General features: G+C 71.0%; 16 protein-coding genes and 1 tRNA gene. 11 read left to right on the forward strand and 6 right to left on the reverse strand.

The features are described 5' to 3' along the window. Window positions 1–11 precede the first annotated feature (11 nt). The 4 genes from ppsA to ACE3TA_RS20810 are packed head-to-tail and all read left to right on the forward strand — an operon-like array spanning window position 12 to window position 4870. Window positions 12–2426, forward strand: coding sequence for a phosphoenolpyruvate synthase (gene ppsA / locus ACE3TA_RS20795; RefSeq protein ID WP_374576253.1), 2415 nt, complete (start codon window positions 12–14; stop codon window positions 2424–2426). A gap of 40 nt (window positions 2427–2466) precedes the next feature. Then, the gene (locus ACE3TA_RS20800) at window positions 2467–2841 is read left to right on the forward strand and encodes an STAS/SEC14 domain-containing protein (protein ID WP_374576254.1); all 375 of its coding nucleotides are present in this window, start codon (window positions 2467–2469) and stop codon (window positions 2839–2841) included. Further along, complete coding sequence (locus ACE3TA_RS20805) at window positions 2838–3836, forward strand: DUF4931 domain-containing protein (protein WP_374576255.1); 999 nt, start codon at window positions 2838–2840, stop codon at window positions 3834–3836. The genes ACE3TA_RS20800 and ACE3TA_RS20805 overlap by 4 nt, the downstream gene beginning before the upstream one ends. Continuing rightward, window positions 3833–4870, forward strand: a complete 1038-nt coding sequence (locus tag ACE3TA_RS20810; protein ID WP_374576256.1) for a hypothetical protein — start codon at window positions 3833–3835, stop codon at window positions 4868–4870. The genes ACE3TA_RS20805 and ACE3TA_RS20810 overlap by 4 nt, the downstream gene beginning before the upstream one ends. Here the strand turns inward: ACE3TA_RS20810 and ACE3TA_RS20815 are convergent. Next, window positions 4830–5780, reverse strand: coding sequence for a 1-phosphofructokinase family hexose kinase (locus ACE3TA_RS20815; protein WP_374576257.1), 951 nt, complete (start codon window positions 5778–5780; stop codon window positions 4830–4832). The two genes, ACE3TA_RS20810 and ACE3TA_RS20815, sit on opposite strands and share 41 nt — an antisense overlap. Window positions 5781–5884: 104 nt before the next feature. Here ACE3TA_RS20815 and ACE3TA_RS20820 point away from each other — a divergent pair, with 104 nt between their 5' ends. Together ACE3TA_RS20820 and ACE3TA_RS20825 are read left to right on the forward strand one after the other, a co-directional pair. Next, on the forward strand, window positions 5885–6304 hold the full coding sequence (locus ACE3TA_RS20820; RefSeq protein ID WP_374576258.1) for a hypothetical protein: 420 nt from the start codon (window positions 5885–5887) through the stop codon (window positions 6302–6304). An 81-nt stretch (window positions 6305–6385) separates the two neighbouring features. Beyond that, on the forward strand, window positions 6386–7534 hold the full coding sequence (locus ACE3TA_RS20825) for a site-2 protease family protein (RefSeq protein WP_374576259.1): 1149 nt from the start codon (window positions 6386–6388) through the stop codon (window positions 7532–7534). 4 nt (window positions 7535–7538) lie between these two features. On the opposite strand, the gene ACE3TA_RS20830 is transcribed toward ACE3TA_RS20825, so the two are convergent. From ACE3TA_RS20830 to ACE3TA_RS20840, 3 genes are all read right to left on the reverse strand, one after another. Continuing rightward, complete coding sequence (locus tag ACE3TA_RS20830; RefSeq protein WP_374576260.1) at window positions 7539–7949, reverse strand: cytochrome c; 411 nt, start codon at window positions 7947–7949, stop codon at window positions 7539–7541. A gap of 2 nt (window positions 7950–7951) precedes the next feature. Beyond that, on the reverse strand, window positions 7952–9544 hold the full coding sequence (locus tag ACE3TA_RS20835) for a flavin monoamine oxidase family protein (protein WP_374576261.1): 1593 nt from the start codon (window positions 9542–9544) through the stop codon (window positions 7952–7954). A gap of 204 nt (window positions 9545–9748) precedes the next feature. Next, window positions 9749–9824, reverse strand: a tRNA-Thr gene (locus ACE3TA_RS20840). Window positions 9825–9994: 170 nt separating this feature from the next. Here ACE3TA_RS20840 and ACE3TA_RS20845 point away from each other — a divergent pair. From ACE3TA_RS20845 to ACE3TA_RS20865, 5 genes are all read left to right on the forward strand, one after another. Then, window positions 9995–11404 (forward strand): amidase, encoded by a 1410-nt coding sequence (locus ACE3TA_RS20845; RefSeq protein ID WP_374576262.1) that lies wholly within the window; start codon window positions 9995–9997, stop codon window positions 11402–11404. Between the two features lie 12 nt (window positions 11405–11416). Then, entirely contained in the window at window positions 11417–11770 is a 354-nt protein-coding gene (locus tag ACE3TA_RS20850) for a DMT family protein (protein ID WP_374576263.1), read from the forward strand. Window positions 11771–11853: 83 nt separating this feature from the next. Further along, window positions 11854–12729 (forward strand): hypothetical protein, encoded by an 876-nt coding sequence (locus ACE3TA_RS20855; RefSeq protein ID WP_374576264.1) that lies wholly within the window; start codon window positions 11854–11856, stop codon window positions 12727–12729. Between the two features lie 78 nt (window positions 12730–12807). After that, window positions 12808–14619, forward strand: coding sequence for a methionine--tRNA ligase (gene metG, locus ACE3TA_RS20860; RefSeq protein ID WP_374576265.1), 1812 nt, complete (start codon window positions 12808–12810; stop codon window positions 14617–14619). Between the two features lie 71 nt (window positions 14620–14690). After that, on the forward strand, window positions 14691–15047 hold the full coding sequence (locus ACE3TA_RS20865) for a cytochrome c (protein WP_374576266.1): 357 nt from the start codon (window positions 14691–14693) through the stop codon (window positions 15045–15047). On the opposite strand, the gene ACE3TA_RS20870 is transcribed toward ACE3TA_RS20865, so the two are convergent. Continuing rightward, on the reverse strand, window positions 15044–15478 hold the full coding sequence (locus tag ACE3TA_RS20870) for a cupin domain-containing protein (RefSeq protein WP_374576267.1): 435 nt from the start codon (window positions 15476–15478) through the stop codon (window positions 15044–15046). The genes ACE3TA_RS20865 and ACE3TA_RS20870 overlap by 4 nt on opposite strands. 7 nt (window positions 15479–15485) lie before the next feature. Further along, the gene (locus ACE3TA_RS20875) at window positions 15486–16214 is read right to left on the reverse strand and encodes a TerC family protein (protein WP_374576268.1); all 729 of its coding nucleotides are present in this window, start codon (window positions 16212–16214) and stop codon (window positions 15486–15488) included. Between the last annotated feature and the right edge of the window lie 48 nt (window positions 16215–16262).

The following is a 16262-nucleotide window of genomic DNA, read 5'->3' on the forward strand; positions in this document are numbered from 1 at the left end:
AGGCTCCAGTCATGCAATCCTCGCAAGTGCTGTGGTTCGAGGAACTGGCGCGAGGCGACGTGCCCAAGGTGGGAGGCAAGAACGCCTCCCTCGGCGAGATGGTGGGCGCCCTGGCCTCCAAGGGCGTGCGCGTGCCCGGCGGCTTCGCGACCACCGCCGACGCCTATTGGCGATTCATCGACGCCAACGGCCTGCGCGAGCGCCTGAACGCGGCGTTCGCCGATCTGGCTTCCGGCAAGGCGAGCCTGGCCGAGACCGGCGCGGCGGTGCGCGCCGCCATGCTGCGCGGCGACTGGCCCGAGGATACGGCCAAGGCGCTCGTCGAAGCCTATCGGGAGCTTTGCCGCCGGGCCGGGCGCGCCGACGTGGACGTGGCCGTGCGCTCCAGCGCCACGGCCGAGGACCTGCCCGACGCCAGCTTCGCCGGCCAGCAGGAGACCTTCCTCAACATCCGCGGCGAGGAGGCGCTGCTCAGCGCCTGCCGCCGCTGCTACGCCTCGCTGTTCACCGACCGGGCCATCGCCTATCGCCAGGCCAAGGGCTTCGACCACATGAAGGTGGCCCTGTCGGTGGGGGTGCAGTTGATGATCCGCTCTGATCTCGGCGGGGCGGGCGTGATGTTCTCCATCGACACCGAGACCGGCTTTGACAAGGTCGTGCTGATCAACGCCGCCTGGGGCCTCGGTGAGAACGTGGTGCAGGGGGCGGTCAATCCCGACGAGTACGCGGTCTTCAAGCCGTTCCTGGACGACGAGGGCCTGACGCCGATCATCGAGAAAACCCTCGGCGGCAAGGCCCAGAAGATGATCTACGCCACGGGCGAGGAGCGGCCGACCCGCAACGTGCCGACCTCGCGCGCCGAACAGGAGGCGTTCGTCCTCAGCGATGGGGAAATCCTGCAGCTGGCCCGCTGGGCCTGCGTGATCGAAGACCACTACGGCCGCCCCATGGACATGGAGTGGGCCAAGGACGGCCTGACCGGCGAGCTTTCCATCGTCCAGGCGCGGCCGGAGACGGTGCAGTCCCGGCGGGGCGGGGCGCTTCTGCGCACCTATCGCGTCGGCTCCAAGGGCCGTCTGCTGGTCTCCGGGCTCAGCGTCGGCGATGCGGCCGTGACCGGCCGGGTCTGCCTGATCGACAGTCCCCGCGACATCGACCGCTTCGTCGACGGCTCGGTGCTGGTGACCCGCACTACCGATCCGGACTGGGTGCCGATCATGAAGCGCGCGGCCGCCATCGTCACCGACCAGGGCGGGCGCACGTCGCACGCGGCGATCGTCAGCCGCGAGTTGGGCCTGCCGGCGGTGGTGGGGGCCGGCGACGCCACGCGGGTGCTGCACGACCAGCAGGAGATCACCGTCTCCTGCGCCGAGGGCGAGGAGGGCTTCGTCTACGAGGGCGCGGCCGAGATCGAAAGCCGCGACATCGACGTCGCCGCCGCGCCCGCGACCCGCACCAAGGTGATGCTGAACATGGCCAATCCGGCCGCCGCGGCCCGCTGGTGGCGCATGCCGGCCGACGGCGTCGGCCTGGCCCGCATGGAGTTCGTGATCAACAACCACATCAAGGTCCATCCGATGGCCCTGGTGAAGTTCGACACGCTCAAGGACGAAGCGGCCAGGGCGCAGATCGCCGAGCTGACGCGGGGCTACGAAGCCGACCGCACCGAGTACTTCGTCGACCGCCTGACCCGCGGCTTGGCCCAGATCGCCGCGGCCTCGCATCCGAACCCGGTCATCGTGCGCATGAGCGATTTCAAGACCAACGAGTACGCCGGTCTGGTCGGCGGGGCCGAGTTCGAGCCCAAGGAGGAGAACCCGATGCTCGGGTTCCGCGGGGCCTCGCGCTACTACTCGCCGCGCTACCGCGAGGGCTTCGCCCTGGAGTGCGCGGCCATCCGGCGCCTGCGCAAGGAGATGGGCTTCACCAACGTCGTGGTCATGATCCCCTTTTGCCGGTCCGTCGCCGAGGCCGACCGCGTCCTGGGCGTGATGGCCGACAACGGCCTGAAGCGTGGCGAAGACGGGCTGCAGGTCTATGTGATGTGCGAGATCCCGTCGAACGTGATCCTGGCCAAGGAATTCGCCAAGCGGTTCGACGGCTTCTCCATCGGCAGCAACGACCTGACCCAGCTCACCCTGGGCGTGGACCGCGATTCCGCCGAGCTGGCCGGCCTGTTCGACGAACAGGACGAGGCGGTGAAATGGATGATCTCCAGCGTCATCACCGAGGCCCACGCCGTCGGGGCCAAGGTGGGCCTGTGCGGCCAGGCGCCCAGCGACCATCCCGAGTTCGCCGAGTTCCTCGTCGATTGCGGCATCGATTCCATGTCGGTGAGCCCCGACAGCTTCCTGACGGTCAAACAGCGCGTGGCCGCGCGCGAGGCCACGCTGGAGGGGGTGCGCCGGACCGTGAGACGAGGTTAAGCTTCGAATCTGGGCGGGCATCGCGCGAAGGGAGGCGTCGATGATCGAGCAGCTCAAGGATTTCCCGCCGGAAGTCCTCGCGTTCACCTGCGGCGGCCTGTTGACCGCCTTGGACTACCGCCAGGTGTTGGAGCCGGCGATCGAGGAGGCCGCGCGCGACAACGCCGGGCTCCGGTTGCTGTACCGGATCGACAAGGACTTCGCCGGGGTCGAGCCCGGCGCGATGTTCGAGGACGCCAGGGTGGGCTTCGCCCATCTGACCCAGTGGGAGCGGATCGCCGTGGTCACCGATATCTCGTGGATCGCCTTCGGGGTTCAGGCCTTCGGCTTCCTGACGCCGGGCAAGGTCAGGACCTTCCGCCTCGCAGAGATGGATCAAGCCAAGGCGTGGATCGCAGAACAGCCCGTCCGTTGAGCGAACTTCGCCAGGATCGCACCTCCGGCCGCCTGGTGATCGTAGCGCCCGGACGCCGCGGCCGGCCGGGCGCCGACGCCAACCTCGCCGAGCCGGCGCGCACGTCGCTCAGGTTCGATCCGCAATGCCCGTTCTGTCCCGGTTCGGAGGCGCTCCTGCCGGGCGTGATCGACGAGGTCGTCGTGGAGGGCGCGCCGGGCTGGCGGGTGCGGGTCGTGCCCAACAAGTTTCCCGCCGTGGACGCCCCGGGTGCGGCGAGGGGCGCGGCCGGTCCCGGCGCGCGGCCGGCCGGCGGGCTGCACGAGGTGATCGTCGAAAGCCCGGTGCATGACGATGACCTGACCCGGATGGACGACCCCCAGGTCGAGGCCGTCGTGCGGGTCTATCGCGACCGGATGCGCTGGCTGCTGTCGCGGCCCGGCGTCGAGGCGGTGGTCCTCTTCCGCAATCACGGAACCCATAGCGGCGCGTCGCTGCGCCACTGCCACGCCCAGGCGCTGGCCCTGGACCTGACGCCGCCCCTGCCGCGCGCCCTGACCGAGACCGGCGCGGCGCACTTCGCGGCCACCGGCCGTTGCCCGACCTGCGAGCTGATCGCGGCCGAGCTGGCCGACGGCGCGCGCGTGATCGAGGAGACGCCGGACTTCCTGGCGCTTTCGCCCTTCGCCGCCGAGCATCCCAGCGAGGTCTGGATTCTGCCGCGCGACCATCAGGCGAGTTTCACCGAGCTGGGCGACGCGCGCCTGCCGCAGTTCGCCCACCTCCTGCGCCGCACGCTGCGACGGCTCGCGCGGGCGCACGGCGATCCCACCTACAACTTCGCCTTCGACGGCGCCGGCCGGCCCCATCTCGGCTCGCCCTTCGTCCACTGGCGCCTGCGCATCGCGCCCAAGTTGGCGGAGTGGGGCGGCTTCGAGCTCGGCTCGGGCATGGCGATCAATCCTTCCAGCCCGGAGGACGACGCGGCGCGGCTGCGCGAGGCGGGCGAGCCGTGAGCCAGCACGTGGAGGTCATGCCGGGCCAGGCCGCGGCCGTCGCGGCCCTGCGGAGCGGCGAGGCGTGCGGCGAGGGCGCGCCGCTTCGGCGGATCGACACCCACATGTCGCACGTGTTCCTGAGCGCGACGCGCGTCTACAAGCTCAAGCGCGCCGTGGCCCATCCGTTCGCGGACATGTCCAGCCTTCAGGCGCGCCGCGCCGCCTGCGAGGCGGAACTGTCGGTCAATCAGGCGCTTGCGCCCGGCCTCTACCTCGGCGTCGAGCCCCTGGTCCGCCGCCCCGACGGAGCAATTCGGGTGGGCGGCGAGGGGACGGCGCTCGACTGGCTGGTCGTCCTGCGGCGTTTCCCGGATGGCGCGCTGTTCTCGCAGATGGCCGAGGCGGGAACCCTCACGTCCGATTTGATCGACGAGGCGGCCCGGGCCGTCGCCGCCTTCCATGCGCGCCAGCCGCCGCATCCCGAGGCGGGCCATGCCGCCGACTACATCCGCATCATCGACGGCCTGAGGACGACGGAGGCTGAGGCCGCCGCGCGCCTGGGCCTCGCCTCGGCGTCAGAGCCGCTGTTCGCCGGCCTGGAGCACGAGGTGATCCGTCTCGGCCCGCTCATCGAGGCGCGCCGCAAGGCCGGCCGGGTGCGCCGGGGCCACGGCGACCTGCACCTGCGCAACATCTGCCTGTTCGAGGGGCGCGCCACGCCGTTCGACGCCCTGGAGTTCGACCCGGCGCTCGCCACCGCCGACGTGCTCTACGACATCGCCTTCCTGCTGCTCGACCTGCACGCCTGCGGGCTGGACGACCTGGCCGAGCGGGCGCGCCGCACCTACTGGGCCGCGGCGGGCGAGCCGGAGGCCGCGCTGGCGCTCCTGCCGCTGTTCACCGCTCTGCGCGCGGGCGTGCGCGCCGCCGTCGCCGTGGAGGCCGAGGACCTGGAGACCGCCGCGCGCTATCGCGACCTGGGGCTCGCCATTCTCCGCACGCCGGCCGCGCTCAGCCAAGGCGCGACGGCTCGATCTGCTCCACCAGCCTGAAGACGTCGTCGCGGTGGCAGAGTTCGGTGCCGGGGGAGAGCAGGGTGGCCGCCCCGGACGCCGCGGCGAAGCGCAGCGCGTCGCGCGGCTCGCGGCCCTGGCCCAGCGCCCAGACGAGCCCGGCCAGGAAGCTGTCGCCCGCGCCGACGGTGCTGGCCGGCTTGATCGGCGCGGCCGGCACGCTCCAGGCCTCCTCGGCCGTGACCAGCATGGCGCCTTGCTCGCTCAGGCTCAGCGCCACCATCTCGGTGCGGCCGGCCGCGATCAGCTCGCGGCAGGCCGCCATCCGCGTGTCCATGTCCGGCAACGCGCGGTCCAGGTGGTCGGACAGCTCGCGCAGGTTCGGCTTGATCAGGTGGACGCCGGCCTCCAGCGCCGCCGCCAGGGTCGGCCCCCAGGTGTCGACCACCAGCCGCAGCCCCGCAGCCTTGGCCCGCCGGGCGAGGTCGCCGATGACCGTCGTCGGCGCGCCCGGCGGCAGGCTGCCGCTGACCACCAGGAAGCCGCCGGCGTGGGCCGCGTCGAGCGCCGCGTCCAGGCACTGGCCGAGTTCGGCCTCGGTCAGATGCGGCCCGGGCAGGATGAAGCGGTACTCGGCGCCGTCGCCCCGGTCGGTGATATTGAAGCTCTCGCGGGTGTCCTCGGCCACCGCGATCGGCCGGGTGGGCACGCCCGCGTCCTGAAGCAGGCCCGCCAGCCGCTGGCCCGTCGGTCCGCCGGACGGAAACACCGCCAGGGTCGAACCCCCGAGCCGGTGGACCACCCGCGCCACATTGATCCCGCCGCCGCCCGGATCGAACCGCGGCGCCTCGCAGCGCAGCTTGTTCACGGACTCGACCTTGGCCACGCTGGTGGCGATATCGAGGGCGGGGTTCGCCGTGAGGGTGACGACGTCGGCTTTCGTCTGCATAAGAGCTACCTGAGCGTTCGCGACCGCCGCCGGCCTTGACGCCGGTCAAGGGGCGCGCGCGCAAGCCGCGCCATCACAAGGCGAGTTCGTCAGAGAGGCAACCTATGCACCCCTTCGCCGCGCCCAAGACCCTGTCGCCCGACCTCACCCGAGCCCGGGCCTATTGGGAGGGACTGCTGCGGGGCTCGGCCGCCATGCCCTTCTGGGACGACCTCGCCCCGGCCGACCTGGGCGACCTGGAGGGCTGGGCCTTCACGCTCGAGGCGTTCGACAAGCCGCAGCGGTTCCGCGTGGCCATGGTGGGCGCCGATCTGAAGGCGAAGCTGGGCGCCGAGTTCGAGGGCGTGTTCCTCGACGAGGTCGAGCTCCCGGCGCCGTTCGCCTACCTGCTGTCCCAGGCCAGCGCGACCGTCGAGAGCCGCGCGCCGACGCTCTTCAAGGGCGAGGAGGGACAGCGCCTGCTGCTGCCCATGTGGGGCGACGGCCGCGTCGGCCTCCTGCTGGGCATGTTCGAGCCGGCCTGATCCGCTGCGCCGCGGGCTTGATCGGGCTCAAGGACGGCGGGTCCGCGCCATGCGACGGGCCGGACCGGCAAGGAGACGGCGATGGCGAACGGAATGCATGGCGGCTCGGTGATGCGCTTCCGCCTGTTCGGGGTGGAGATCAACGTCCATGCGAGCTGGGTGCTGGTCGCCCTGCTGATCGCCTGGTCGCTGGCGTCCGGCGCCTTCCCGGTGATCTACAAGGGCCTGCCCGCCAGCGGATACTGGCTGATGGCGCTGATCGCCGTCGTCGGCCTGGCCGTGTCCATCGTGCTGCACGAGCTGGCGCACACCTTGGTGGGGCGGGCGTTCGGCATGTCCGTGGACCGTATCACCCTGTTCCTGTTCGGCGGGGTGGCCGAACTGCACGAGGAGCCGAAGGCGCCGCGGGCCGAGCTGCTGATGGCGCTGGCCGGCCCGGCCTTGAGCGTGGTCCTCGGCTTCGTCTTCGCCCTGATCGCCGGGCTGCTGCAGGCGGCGGGCGCGGCGCGCGAGCTGGCCGGGGCGCTGGCCTATCTGGCCACGCTCAACTGGGTGCTCGCGGGCTTCAACATGATCCCGGCCTTTCCGATGGACGGCGGACGCGTGATGCGCGCGATCGTCTGGATGGCCACCGGCAAGGCCGAGCGGGCCACGCGCATCTCGGCGAGCATCGGCATGGGGTTCGCCCTGATCCTGATGATCGGCGGCGCGGCGCTGGCGCTGTTCGGCGGGGTCGCCAGCGGCCTGTGGTGGATCCTCATCGGCCTGTTCCTGCGCACGGCCGCCCAGTCGTCGCTCTCCGACATCGACGCTCGCCATGAGCTGGCGGGCCATCCGGTCTCCGACGTCATGGTGCGTCAGGTCGAGACCGCGCCCGCGAACATGACGCTGGACGCGTTCGTCCAGGAGCGGCTCTACGCCAGCCACCACGGCATGTATCCGGTGGTCGACGGCGACCGGCTGGTAGGCGTGATCGAGGCGACCGACCTGCTGAAGACGCCGCGCGACGCCTGGGCGCGCACGACCCTGGGCGAGGTCTGCCGCCCGCTGGACGAGACGCCTCAGGCGCGTCTGGCCGAGGACGCCTTCGCGGTGTTCGAGCGCATGCGCCAGACTGGCGCGGTCCGCATGCTGGTGGTCGACCGCGGCGACCTCGTCGGCCTGGTCACCGTGCACGACATCGCCCAACGGCTGGCGATGGCCGCCAAATACGCTCCCAAGGCGGCCTGAGACCTCAGCGTGAGGTCTTCGGCGCGAACTTCAGGACGTCGGCCTCGGTCACCGGATCGGCGTAGGCGTTGCCGAAGTGCGTGCGGATGTAGCCGACCACCTCGGCCACCTGGGCCGGCGTCAGCATGTCGCTGAACGAAGGCATGCCGGCCTTGCCGCGCTCGATCATGACGATGGGATAGGCGGCCGCGGCCAGCCTGGGATTGCCCGCCAGGGCCGGGAAGGCGCCGGCGCCCTGGGCGCCCTTGGCGTCGGCCATGTGGCAGGCCTGGCAGACCGTGCGGTAGACCTCCTCGCCGGTCTTGGGAACCACCGGGCGCGTCCCGCCGGGGCCGGGCTCGTCGGCCGAGGCGGCCGTGGCGGCGAGGGCCAGCGCGCCGGCCAGGGTGAAGGCGTTCAACAGACGGTGCGTCATCCTCAGGCCTCCAGCGCGCGCTTGTGCAGGCGGGTGATCGCGTCGATCGACGAGAGCAGCGCCCCTTCCATCCAGCAGCCCACGTAGGAGGCGTGCTCGCCGGCCAGCACGATGCGGTCCTCCACGGCCACCAGGGTCTGGTAGTGCTCCTTGCGGGTCTCCTCGTTCCACCGCGCGCAGCAGCCGAGCGTCCAGGGCACCCGGTTCCAGGCCACCGAGGCGCCGCTGACGAATTCCTTGCGGTAGCTGTCCGGGTGGAACACCGAGCCCTGCTCCAGCGCCGCCTCGATCCGTTCCTGCGGCGTCATGCCGGCCAGGCGGTAGCCGCCCATGCCGCTGGCGAAGGCGCCGAGCAGCACGGCCGGGCCGTCCTGGAAGAAGTTGTTGTTGGGATAGGAGATCAGGCCGATCTCCTGGCTGGTGAAGCTGTGCCCGCCATAGATGGCGTAGTCTTCCTCCCAGAAGCGCCGGCGCATCTCCAGGCCGATCTTCACGGAGTTGGAGTAAGGGACCGCCTGGATCGCCGCCTGCTTGGCGTCCGACAGGTTGGTCTCGATCTGGCTCAGCACCGCCAGCGGGATGGTGCAGACGCAGTAGTCGGCCTTGGCCGTGGTCGTCGCGCCGGTCGCCGTGTCCGTGTAGGTGACGGCCACGCCCTTCTTGTCCTGGAAGATCTTCGAGACCTTGGCGTTGAAGGTGACCATGTGGCCGACCTGCTTGGCGAAGGCCTTGCCGATCATGCCCATGCCGCCCACCGGCTGGAACATGGTGGTCTGGAACTCGTCGTTCATGAAGAACGCCATGTTCGCCCACACCCGCGACTTCAGCACCTCGTCGAACGGGAACAGATCCGAGGGCTGCGGCGCGCCGTTCACGCCGCCGCCGGGGGGCAGGGCGTAGCCGCGGTGGCTTGAGGAGCGCAGGCCCTTGGTGTAGCGCATGTTCTCGTCGAGCATGCCCCAGCCGCGCAGGGCTTCCTTCAACAGGTCCAGGTCCTCGGCCGAAAGTTGGGTGTCCAGGCCCTTCTGGTCGATCGACTTGCCGACCAGCTCGGCGATGTTGCCCTCGAAGTCCGCCGCCAGCGACTTGAAGCGCTGCGGCGCGCCGCCGAAGGCGTCGGCGTTGTGCACATAGGCGTTGTGGTTGAACTGGATGAAGGGCTCCAGCGCCACGCCGAACGCCTTGCAGTAGTGCAGCAGGGTGCGGTGGTGGTGCGGAATGCGCCACGGGCCCGGGTTCAGGTAGTTGCCCGGCGCGAAGCTCACGTTCTGTGTCGCGCCGCCGAGCTCGGTGTACTTGTCGCCGCCGTAGAGCGACCAGTTCCGCCCGCCCGCGCGGTTCTGGTACTCCAGGATGCGCACGCTGTAGCCGGCCTTCTCCAGCTCGTGGGCCGCCAGCATCCCCGCCAGGCCCGCGCCCAGCACGATCACCGTCGCGCCCTTGCGCGCGCCGGACAGGTTCGGCGGGCCGTCGAAGCGCGTCTCCTCGGCGTGACCGAGCACGGTCATCATGTTGTAGATCGCGGCGGAGCCGCCGATCAGGCCGACCGCGTGCAAGAGCTGGCGCCGCGTCGGCGCCTGACGTTCGGTGTCCATGTGCAGAGTCCGCTCCAGCCTGTCCCCATCCTCCGGGCTACAGGGCCGAGGCGCTAAAGCGAGAGGCGGCCCGCGCCGGGCCCGGCGATTGTCGCGGGCTGCGCGGATTCGCGCCGTGGGGGCGCTGGCCTGATCAGCGGCTGGGCACGAGGCGAAAAGTCGCCCCGCCGCGGCGGCCCGGATCGTCGTCCGGAAGCGGGTAAATGGCGCCGGCTGCAGGGATCGAACCCGCGACCTACTGATTACAAATCAGTTGCTCTACCATCTGAGCTAAGCCGGCACGGCGCTGTAGTTATTCGGCTTTTCATCTGGCCGCAATGCTGGCGGCCGCCGAGGTTCCGCAGCGCTCGGCGCAGGTGTCGGGACCGATCATACAGCATCCGGGTTGCAAGGGTGGTTTGCTTCGGCGCGCGGCTGTGCTCCCCTTCGGCGTCTCACGGGAGGAGTCGCATGAATTTCGCGGAATATTCCGGCTACGACGCCCTCGGCCTGGCCGAGCTTGTGGCGAAGGGCGAGGTCACGGCCGGCGAGCTGTTGGACCTGGCCCTGGCGCGCATGGAAGAGGTCAATCCGCAGGTCAACGCCGTCGTCCTCACCTTCGCCGAGCGCGCGCGACAGGCGACCAACATCCCCGCCCACGGCCCCTTCGGCGGCGTGCCGTTCCTCCTGAAGGATCTGGGCGCCCAGCTTCACGGCACCGTCACCTCGCAAGGCTCGCGCGTCTTCAAGAACGCCATCGCCAACGAGGACAACGCCATCGTCTCCTCCTACCGCTCGGCCGGCCTGAACGTCTTCGGCAAGACCAACACGCCCGAGTTCGGTCTCACCGCGGTGACCGAGCCGGCGCTGTTCGGCCCGACGCGCAATCCCTGGGACCTGACCCGCACCTGCGGCGGCTCGTCCGGCGGCGCGGCGGCGGCCGTGGCGGCCGGCATCGTCCCGGCGGCCCACGCCAGCGACGGGGGCGGCTCGATCCGCACGCCGTCCTCCTGCTGCGGCCTGTTCGGCATGAAGCCCTCCCGCGGCCGCGTCTCCTTCGCGCCGCAGGGCGAGGGCTGGGCCGGCGCTTCGGTCGCGCACGCGGTGACCCGTTCGGTCCGGGATTCGGCGGCCCTGCTCGATGCGGTCTGCCAGCCGCGTCCGGGCGATCCCTACTTCATGGCGCCGCCCGAGCGGCCGTTCCTGGAGGAGATGAAAAAGGATCCCGGCAAGCTGAGGATCGCCTTCACCCCGGCCGGCCTGATGACCCCCGAGATCGACCCGGAGTGCGTCTCGGCCGTCTACGACTCCGCCGCCCTCTGCGAATCCCTCGGCCACGAGGTGGAGCAGGTGAACCTGCAGGCCGACTTCCAGGGCATGAGCCAGGCCGCCGGCACGGTGATCGCCGCCTCCATCGCCGCCCTGCTGGACGCCGAGGCCGAGCGGCGCAGCGCGGCCATCGGCGAGGACGAGGTCGAGCCGCTGACCATGGCCATGTACAAGCGCGGCAAGGGCGTGACCGGATCGGAGTACGTGCGCGCGCTTCAGTTCCTGCACGGCTTCAGCCGCACCATCGCCAGCTTCTTCCAGGCCTACGACGTGCTCCTGCTGTCGACCCTGGGCCGCCCGCCGATCCCGCTCGGCTGGCTCACCGAGGACTATCGCCGCTACACCGAGCGGCTGTTCGCCTTCATGCCCAACACCCAGGCCTTCAACAACACCGGCCAGCCCGCCATGAGCGTGCCGCTCTACTGGACCAGCGACGGCCTGCCGATCGGCACCCAGTTCGTCGGCAAGATGGGCCAGGAGGCGATGCTGTTCCAGTTGGCGGCCCAGCTCGAACAGGCCAAGCCGTGGTTCGACAAGCGGCCGATCCTCTAGGCCCTTGCATCCATGCCCTCCGCCGCGGCGGCGATCGCGCCGGTTCTCCTGCTGGTCGCCTCCAACGTCTTCATGACGTTTGCGTGGTACGGGCATCTGCGGGTGGAGCATCGCCCGATATGGCTGATCATCGTGGTCAGTTGGGCGATCGCGTTCTTCGAGTACTGCCTCGCCGTGCCGGCCAACCGCATCGGCCGCACGGTCTATTCAGCCGCCGAGCTGAAGACGATGCAGGAGGTCATCACCCTGACCGTCTTCACGGTCTTTTCGGTGACCTACCTGGGCGAACGGCTCACCTGGAACCACGCGATCGGCTTCGCCCTGATCGCCGCGGGCGCCCTGTTCGTGTTCAAGGGGCCGTTCTGACGCTGGCGGCCGTCGGCGTAACTTTTCGTTCACGGCCGGCCGGCGAAATCGGCCGCGGGGGGCTCTCGCCTGGAGGGCCAAGAATGCGTTGGACGACCGCCGCCGGCTGCGCCGCAGCCATCGTGCTGAGCGGATGCGCAAGCACGCCAGGGCCCAGCGCCGAAGCCGTGCGCCTCGATCGCGGCGTGGAAGCCCGCGCCGCCGCCTTCGACGCCTACGCCCGCTCCGCCGGCGCTCTGGATGCGAACTTCACCAGCACGAAGGACGTGGCTCACGCGCTGGACGTGGCCGCCGCCTACGAGCCCCGGAGCCTGGAGGGCGGCATGATCGCCTTCGCCGGGGCCGCGGCCCTGCAGGATCCCGCGTTCGCGGCCGGCGTGCGCAAGGCGGCGCGCGCGCAGCCGGGGCTGGCCCGCCGGCTCGCGGCCAATCCGGACGCGGCCTTGCAGCTTCCCGGCGGCCGGGCGGCGGCGGCGCGCGCCAGCGCGGCGTTGATGCGTCAGGCCGCGCCCCTGGAGCATGCCGGGGCCGCGGCGACCAAGGCCTCCTACGCGATGCAGAAACAGGCCTGGGCTCGGGCCGCCGCGCCCGATCCGAGGGGGCGGCTGGCCCGCGTCAAGGCCGCCGGCGCGCATGCGCCCGCGGGCTCCGATCCGGCCGCGCTCTACGCTTCGGCGGGCAGGGGCGGCGGCCGCGGCTCCACCAGCCCGGTGGCCGTGCGCGGCGTGGCCGTGGCCGCGCTCAGCGTGCTGGGCGAGGGCGGCCGGGCGAAGGCCCTCTTGTCTGAGCCCCGCAGCGGCCAGTGCCTGCGCCTGGCCAAGCTCAACCTGCACCAGTGCCTGGCCAGCGCCGGCCCGAACTACGAAGACGTCTATTGCCTGGGCCGCCACGCCCTGTCGGAGACGGCGCAGTGCGTGGAGACCGCCGCCAAGGGGCCGATGCGTCGGGCGGCGGGCTAGGCGCGCACGCGGCTTTGGCGTTTGGCGGGGAACACCATATAAGCGCGCCTTCCTGACCCGTCCGCCTCCGAGCCGTTCATGTCCCGCATCCTGATCACCTCCGCGCTGCCCTACATCAACGGGATCAAGCACCTGGGGAACATGGCGGGCTCCATGCTGCCGGCGGACGTCTACGCCCGCTTCCAGCGGGCCCGGGGCCGCGAGACGCTCTACATCTGCGCCACCGACGAGCACGGCACGCCGGCCGAGCTGGCCGCCGCCGCGGCCGGCCAGGACGTGCGCGCCTATTGCGACGAACAGCACGACATCCAGGCTGGCCTCGCCGAGCGCTTCGGCCTGTCCTGGGACTTCTTCGGCCGCTCCTCCTCGCCGCAGAACCGGGCCCTGACCCAGGGCTTCGCCCAGGGGCTGTGGGAGGCCGGCTTCATCGAGGAGCGGGTGACCCAGCAGGTCTATTCCAACGCCGACGAGCGCTTCCTGCCGGACCGCTACGTGATCGGCACCTGCCCCTACTGCGGCTACGACGCCGCGCGCGGCGACCAGTGCGAAAACTGCACGCGGGTGCTGGATCCCGCCGACCTGATCAACCCCCGCTCGGCCGTCTCCGGCTCCTACGACATCGAGATCCGCCCCTCCAAGCACCTGTTCCTCAGGCAGTCGGCCTTCGCCGGCAAGCTGCGCGACTGGATCGGCTCCAAGCGCGGGACCTGGCCCAACCTCGTCACCTCCATCGCCTTCAAGTGGCTGGACGAGGGCCTGCAGGACCGCGGCATCACGCGCGACCTGGAGTGGGGCGTGCCGGTGAACGCCGCCGACTGGGGCCCCAATCCCGCCGGCGAGAAGCCCGACGTCGAGGGGCTGAAGGGCAAGGTCTTCTACGTCTGGTTCGACGCGCCGATCGAGTACATCGGCGCCACCTGGGAATGGGCCGACGCCAACGCCCGGGCCGCTGGCCGCCCGAACGCCGACGCCGAGGACTGGGAGCGCTGGTGGCGCGAGCCGGGCGCGGCCGACGTCGCCTACGTGGAGTTCATGGGCAAGGACAACGTGCCCTTCCACACCGTGGGCTTTCCCTGCACCCTGTTCGGCGTGAACGAGAAGCAGGCCGCCGACGGCGCCTGGATTTCGGCCTCCAACGCGCCCTGGAAGCTGGTGGACACCCTCAAGGGCTTCAACTGGCTCAACTACTACGGCGGCAAGTTCTCCACCTCGCAGAAGCGCGGCGTCTTCATGGATCACGCCCTGGAGATCCTGCCGGCCGACTACTGGCGCTGGTGGATGAGCGCCAACGCGCCCGAGGGCTCGGACGCGACCTTCACCTGGGAGCAGTTCCAGGCCCAGGTGAACGCCGACCTGGCCGACGTGCTCGGCAACTTCGTCAACCGCATCCTGAAGTTCACCGAGAGCCGCTTCGACGGCGTCGTGCCCGAGGGCGGCGAGGCGGGGCCGCTGGAGACCCAGCTTTACGCCGACGTCTCGGCCAAGCTCGCCGAATACGCCGAGTTGATGGAGGCGATCGAGATCCGCAAGGCCGCCCAGGCGCTGCGCCAGCTCTGGGTGCTGGGCAACCAGTACCTCACCGAGGCCGCGCCCTGGACCGCCATCAAGACCGATCGCGACCGCGCCGCCGTGGCCGTGCGCACGGGGCTGAACCTGGTGGCCCTGTTCGCCCGCGTCTCCGCCCCGTTCATCCCCTTCGCCTGCGGCAAGATCGCCGAGGCCGTGGGCGAGCCGGCCGAACCGGCCTGGCCGGAAGGGCAGGGCGCGGCGCTGCTCTTGGCTCTGCCGCCGGGCCGGCCCGTGAAGGCGCCAGAGGTGCTCTTCCGCAAGATCGAGGACGCCCAGGTCGCCGAGTGGCTCGCCCGCTTCGGCGGCCCCGAGGAAGGTTGAGCGGGACGCTTCCCAAGCGCCGCGCTCCCATGCACTGTGGTGGTCTGGCGCGACGGGCGAGGGGTGCGCGGATGAAACGGGACGTGTCGGTCGGGCTTGGCGTCGGGGCGCTCGCCGCGGTTCTGCTCGCTGTCGGGACGGCGGGCTCGGCGTTCGCCGCGGAAAGCCCTGCCCAGCGCGGCCATGAGCTGGTGCTGAAGAACTGCGGCGTCTGTCACGCCGTGGGCGTCAAGGACAAGAGCCCCAATCCGGCGGCGCCGGCGTTCCGCGAGCTGCACACGCGCTATCCGATCGACGATCTGGCCGAGGCCCTGGCCGAGGGCATCCTGACCGGCCACCCGCAGATGCCCGAGTTCAGTTTCCCGCCCGACGACGTGAAGGCGATCATCGAGTACCTGAAGTCGATCCAGACCAAGCAGGGCGCCTAGGCCGCCGGCGCCCACCCCGGCGGCGCCAGCTCGAAACCCGAGAACTCGAAGCCGGGCACCACCACGCAGGCGACGAGCGACCAGGTCCCGTGGGCTTCGGCCGCCTGCCATTCGCCGGGCTGGACCACATGCTGCGGCGCGTGGCCGGCGAGCGGATCGGCGCCCAGGCGCGTCTCGACGATCCCGGCCTCGCCGCGCTCGCCGCCGGCCGTGCGCAAGGTGAGCGGCGCGCCCGCCTGGAACAGCCACAGTTCGGCGGCGTCCACTCGGTGCCAATGCGACGCCTGGCCGGCTTCCAGCAGGAACAGGATCGAGGTGCCGGCGGCGCGCTCGCCCAGTGCTGCCGCCGCGCGCCAGGTCTCGCGATACCAGCCGCCTTCGGGATGGGCCTGCAGCTGGAGCCGCTCGATGATGTCGCGGGCCGAGGACATTGAGACCTTATCGCACGGCTTCGCCGGACCCGTGCGCGCCTTCGCTCTCCGTCGGGTCGATCTCCAGCGCCCTGGGCACGGCGTTGTTGTAGACCTCGGCCTGTCCCAGGTCGGCGACGACGTCCCGGTGTCCGTCCCAGATCATGTGCAGGGCCACGTAGAGCACGATCAGCAGGCCCGCGTAGCCGATCCAGCGCCAGCGATGCAGCAGGCGCGCGATCCAGCTCGCCGCGACGCCCATCAGGGCGATGGACAGGATCAGGCCGAAGACCAGCACCACCGGGTGTTCGCGCGCCGCGCCGGCCACCGCCAGCACGTTGTCCAGGCTCATCGACAGGTCGGCGGCCACCACCTGAAAGAGGGCGCTGCGGAACGACTTGGCCGGCCGGGCCGAGGCCTCGCCGTCCAGGTCCGCGTCGGCCGCCTCCGGCTGGGCGCGCAGCTCGCGCCACATTTTCCAGCACACCCACAGCAGCAGCAGCCCGCCCGCCAGGGTCAGGCCGATGATCCCCAGGAGCTGGGTGGCGATCAGGGCGAAGCCGATGCGCAGGGTCACCGCCGCGGCCAGGCCCCAGAGGATCACCTTGCGCCGCTGGCTCGAGGGCAGGCCGCCCGCCGCCAGCCCGACGGCCACGGCGTTGTCGCCCGCCAGGACCAGATCGATCAGAAGCACCTGCAGGAACGCGCTAAGCATGGGCCAGGCGGCGCCCTCCGCATTGAGCAGGGTGTCGATCATCGGGTCCTTCGCATCGTGCGTGGCTGGATAGGCGTGCGGCGCCGGCGC

This window comes from Phenylobacterium sp. (assembly GCF_041916435.1).
Taxonomy (GTDB): domain Bacteria; phylum Pseudomonadota; class Alphaproteobacteria; order Caulobacterales; family Caulobacteraceae; genus Phenylobacterium.

Bases quoted from the DNA above. Each gene is read 5' to 3' on its own strand.
- ppsA (WP_374576253.1), top strand. From the start codon at position 12: ATGCAATCCTCGCAAGTGCTGTGGTTCGAGGAACTGGCGCGAGGCGAC.
- ACE3TA_RS20800 (WP_374576254.1), top strand. From the start codon at position 2,467: ATGATCGAGCAGCTCAAGGATTTCCCGCCGGAAGTCCTCGCGTTCACC.
- ACE3TA_RS20815 (WP_374576257.1), bottom strand. From the start codon at position 5,780: ATGCAGACGAAAGCCGACGTCGTCACCCTCACGGCGAACCCCGCCCTC.
- ACE3TA_RS20820 (WP_374576258.1), top strand. From the start codon at position 5,885: ATGCACCCCTTCGCCGCGCCCAAGACCCTGTCGCCCGACCTCACCCGA.
- ACE3TA_RS20825 (WP_374576259.1), top strand. From the start codon at position 6,386: ATGGCGAACGGAATGCATGGCGGCTCGGTGATGCGCTTCCGCCTGTTC.
- ACE3TA_RS20830 (WP_374576260.1), bottom strand. From the start codon at position 7,949: ATGACGCACCGTCTGTTGAACGCCTTCACCCTGGCCGGCGCGCTGGCC.
- ACE3TA_RS20835 (WP_374576261.1), bottom strand. From the start codon at position 9,544: ATGGACACCGAACGTCAGGCGCCGACGCGGCGCCAGCTCTTGCACGCG.
- ACE3TA_RS20845 (WP_374576262.1), top strand. From the start codon at position 9,995: ATGAATTTCGCGGAATATTCCGGCTACGACGCCCTCGGCCTGGCCGAG.
- ACE3TA_RS20850 (WP_374576263.1), top strand. From the start codon at position 11,417: ATGCCCTCCGCCGCGGCGGCGATCGCGCCGGTTCTCCTGCTGGTCGCC.
- ACE3TA_RS20855 (WP_374576264.1), top strand. From the start codon at position 11,854: ATGCGTTGGACGACCGCCGCCGGCTGCGCCGCAGCCATCGTGCTGAGC.
- metG (WP_374576265.1), top strand. From the start codon at position 12,808: ATGTCCCGCATCCTGATCACCTCCGCGCTGCCCTACATCAACGGGATC.
- ACE3TA_RS20865 (WP_374576266.1), top strand. From the start codon at position 14,691: ATGAAACGGGACGTGTCGGTCGGGCTTGGCGTCGGGGCGCTCGCCGCG.
- ACE3TA_RS20870 (WP_374576267.1), bottom strand. From the start codon at position 15,478: ATGTCCTCGGCCCGCGACATCATCGAGCGGCTCCAGCTGCAGGCCCAT.
- ACE3TA_RS20875 (WP_374576268.1), bottom strand. From the start codon at position 16,214: ATGATCGACACCCTGCTCAATGCGGAGGGCGCCGCCTGGCCCATGCTT.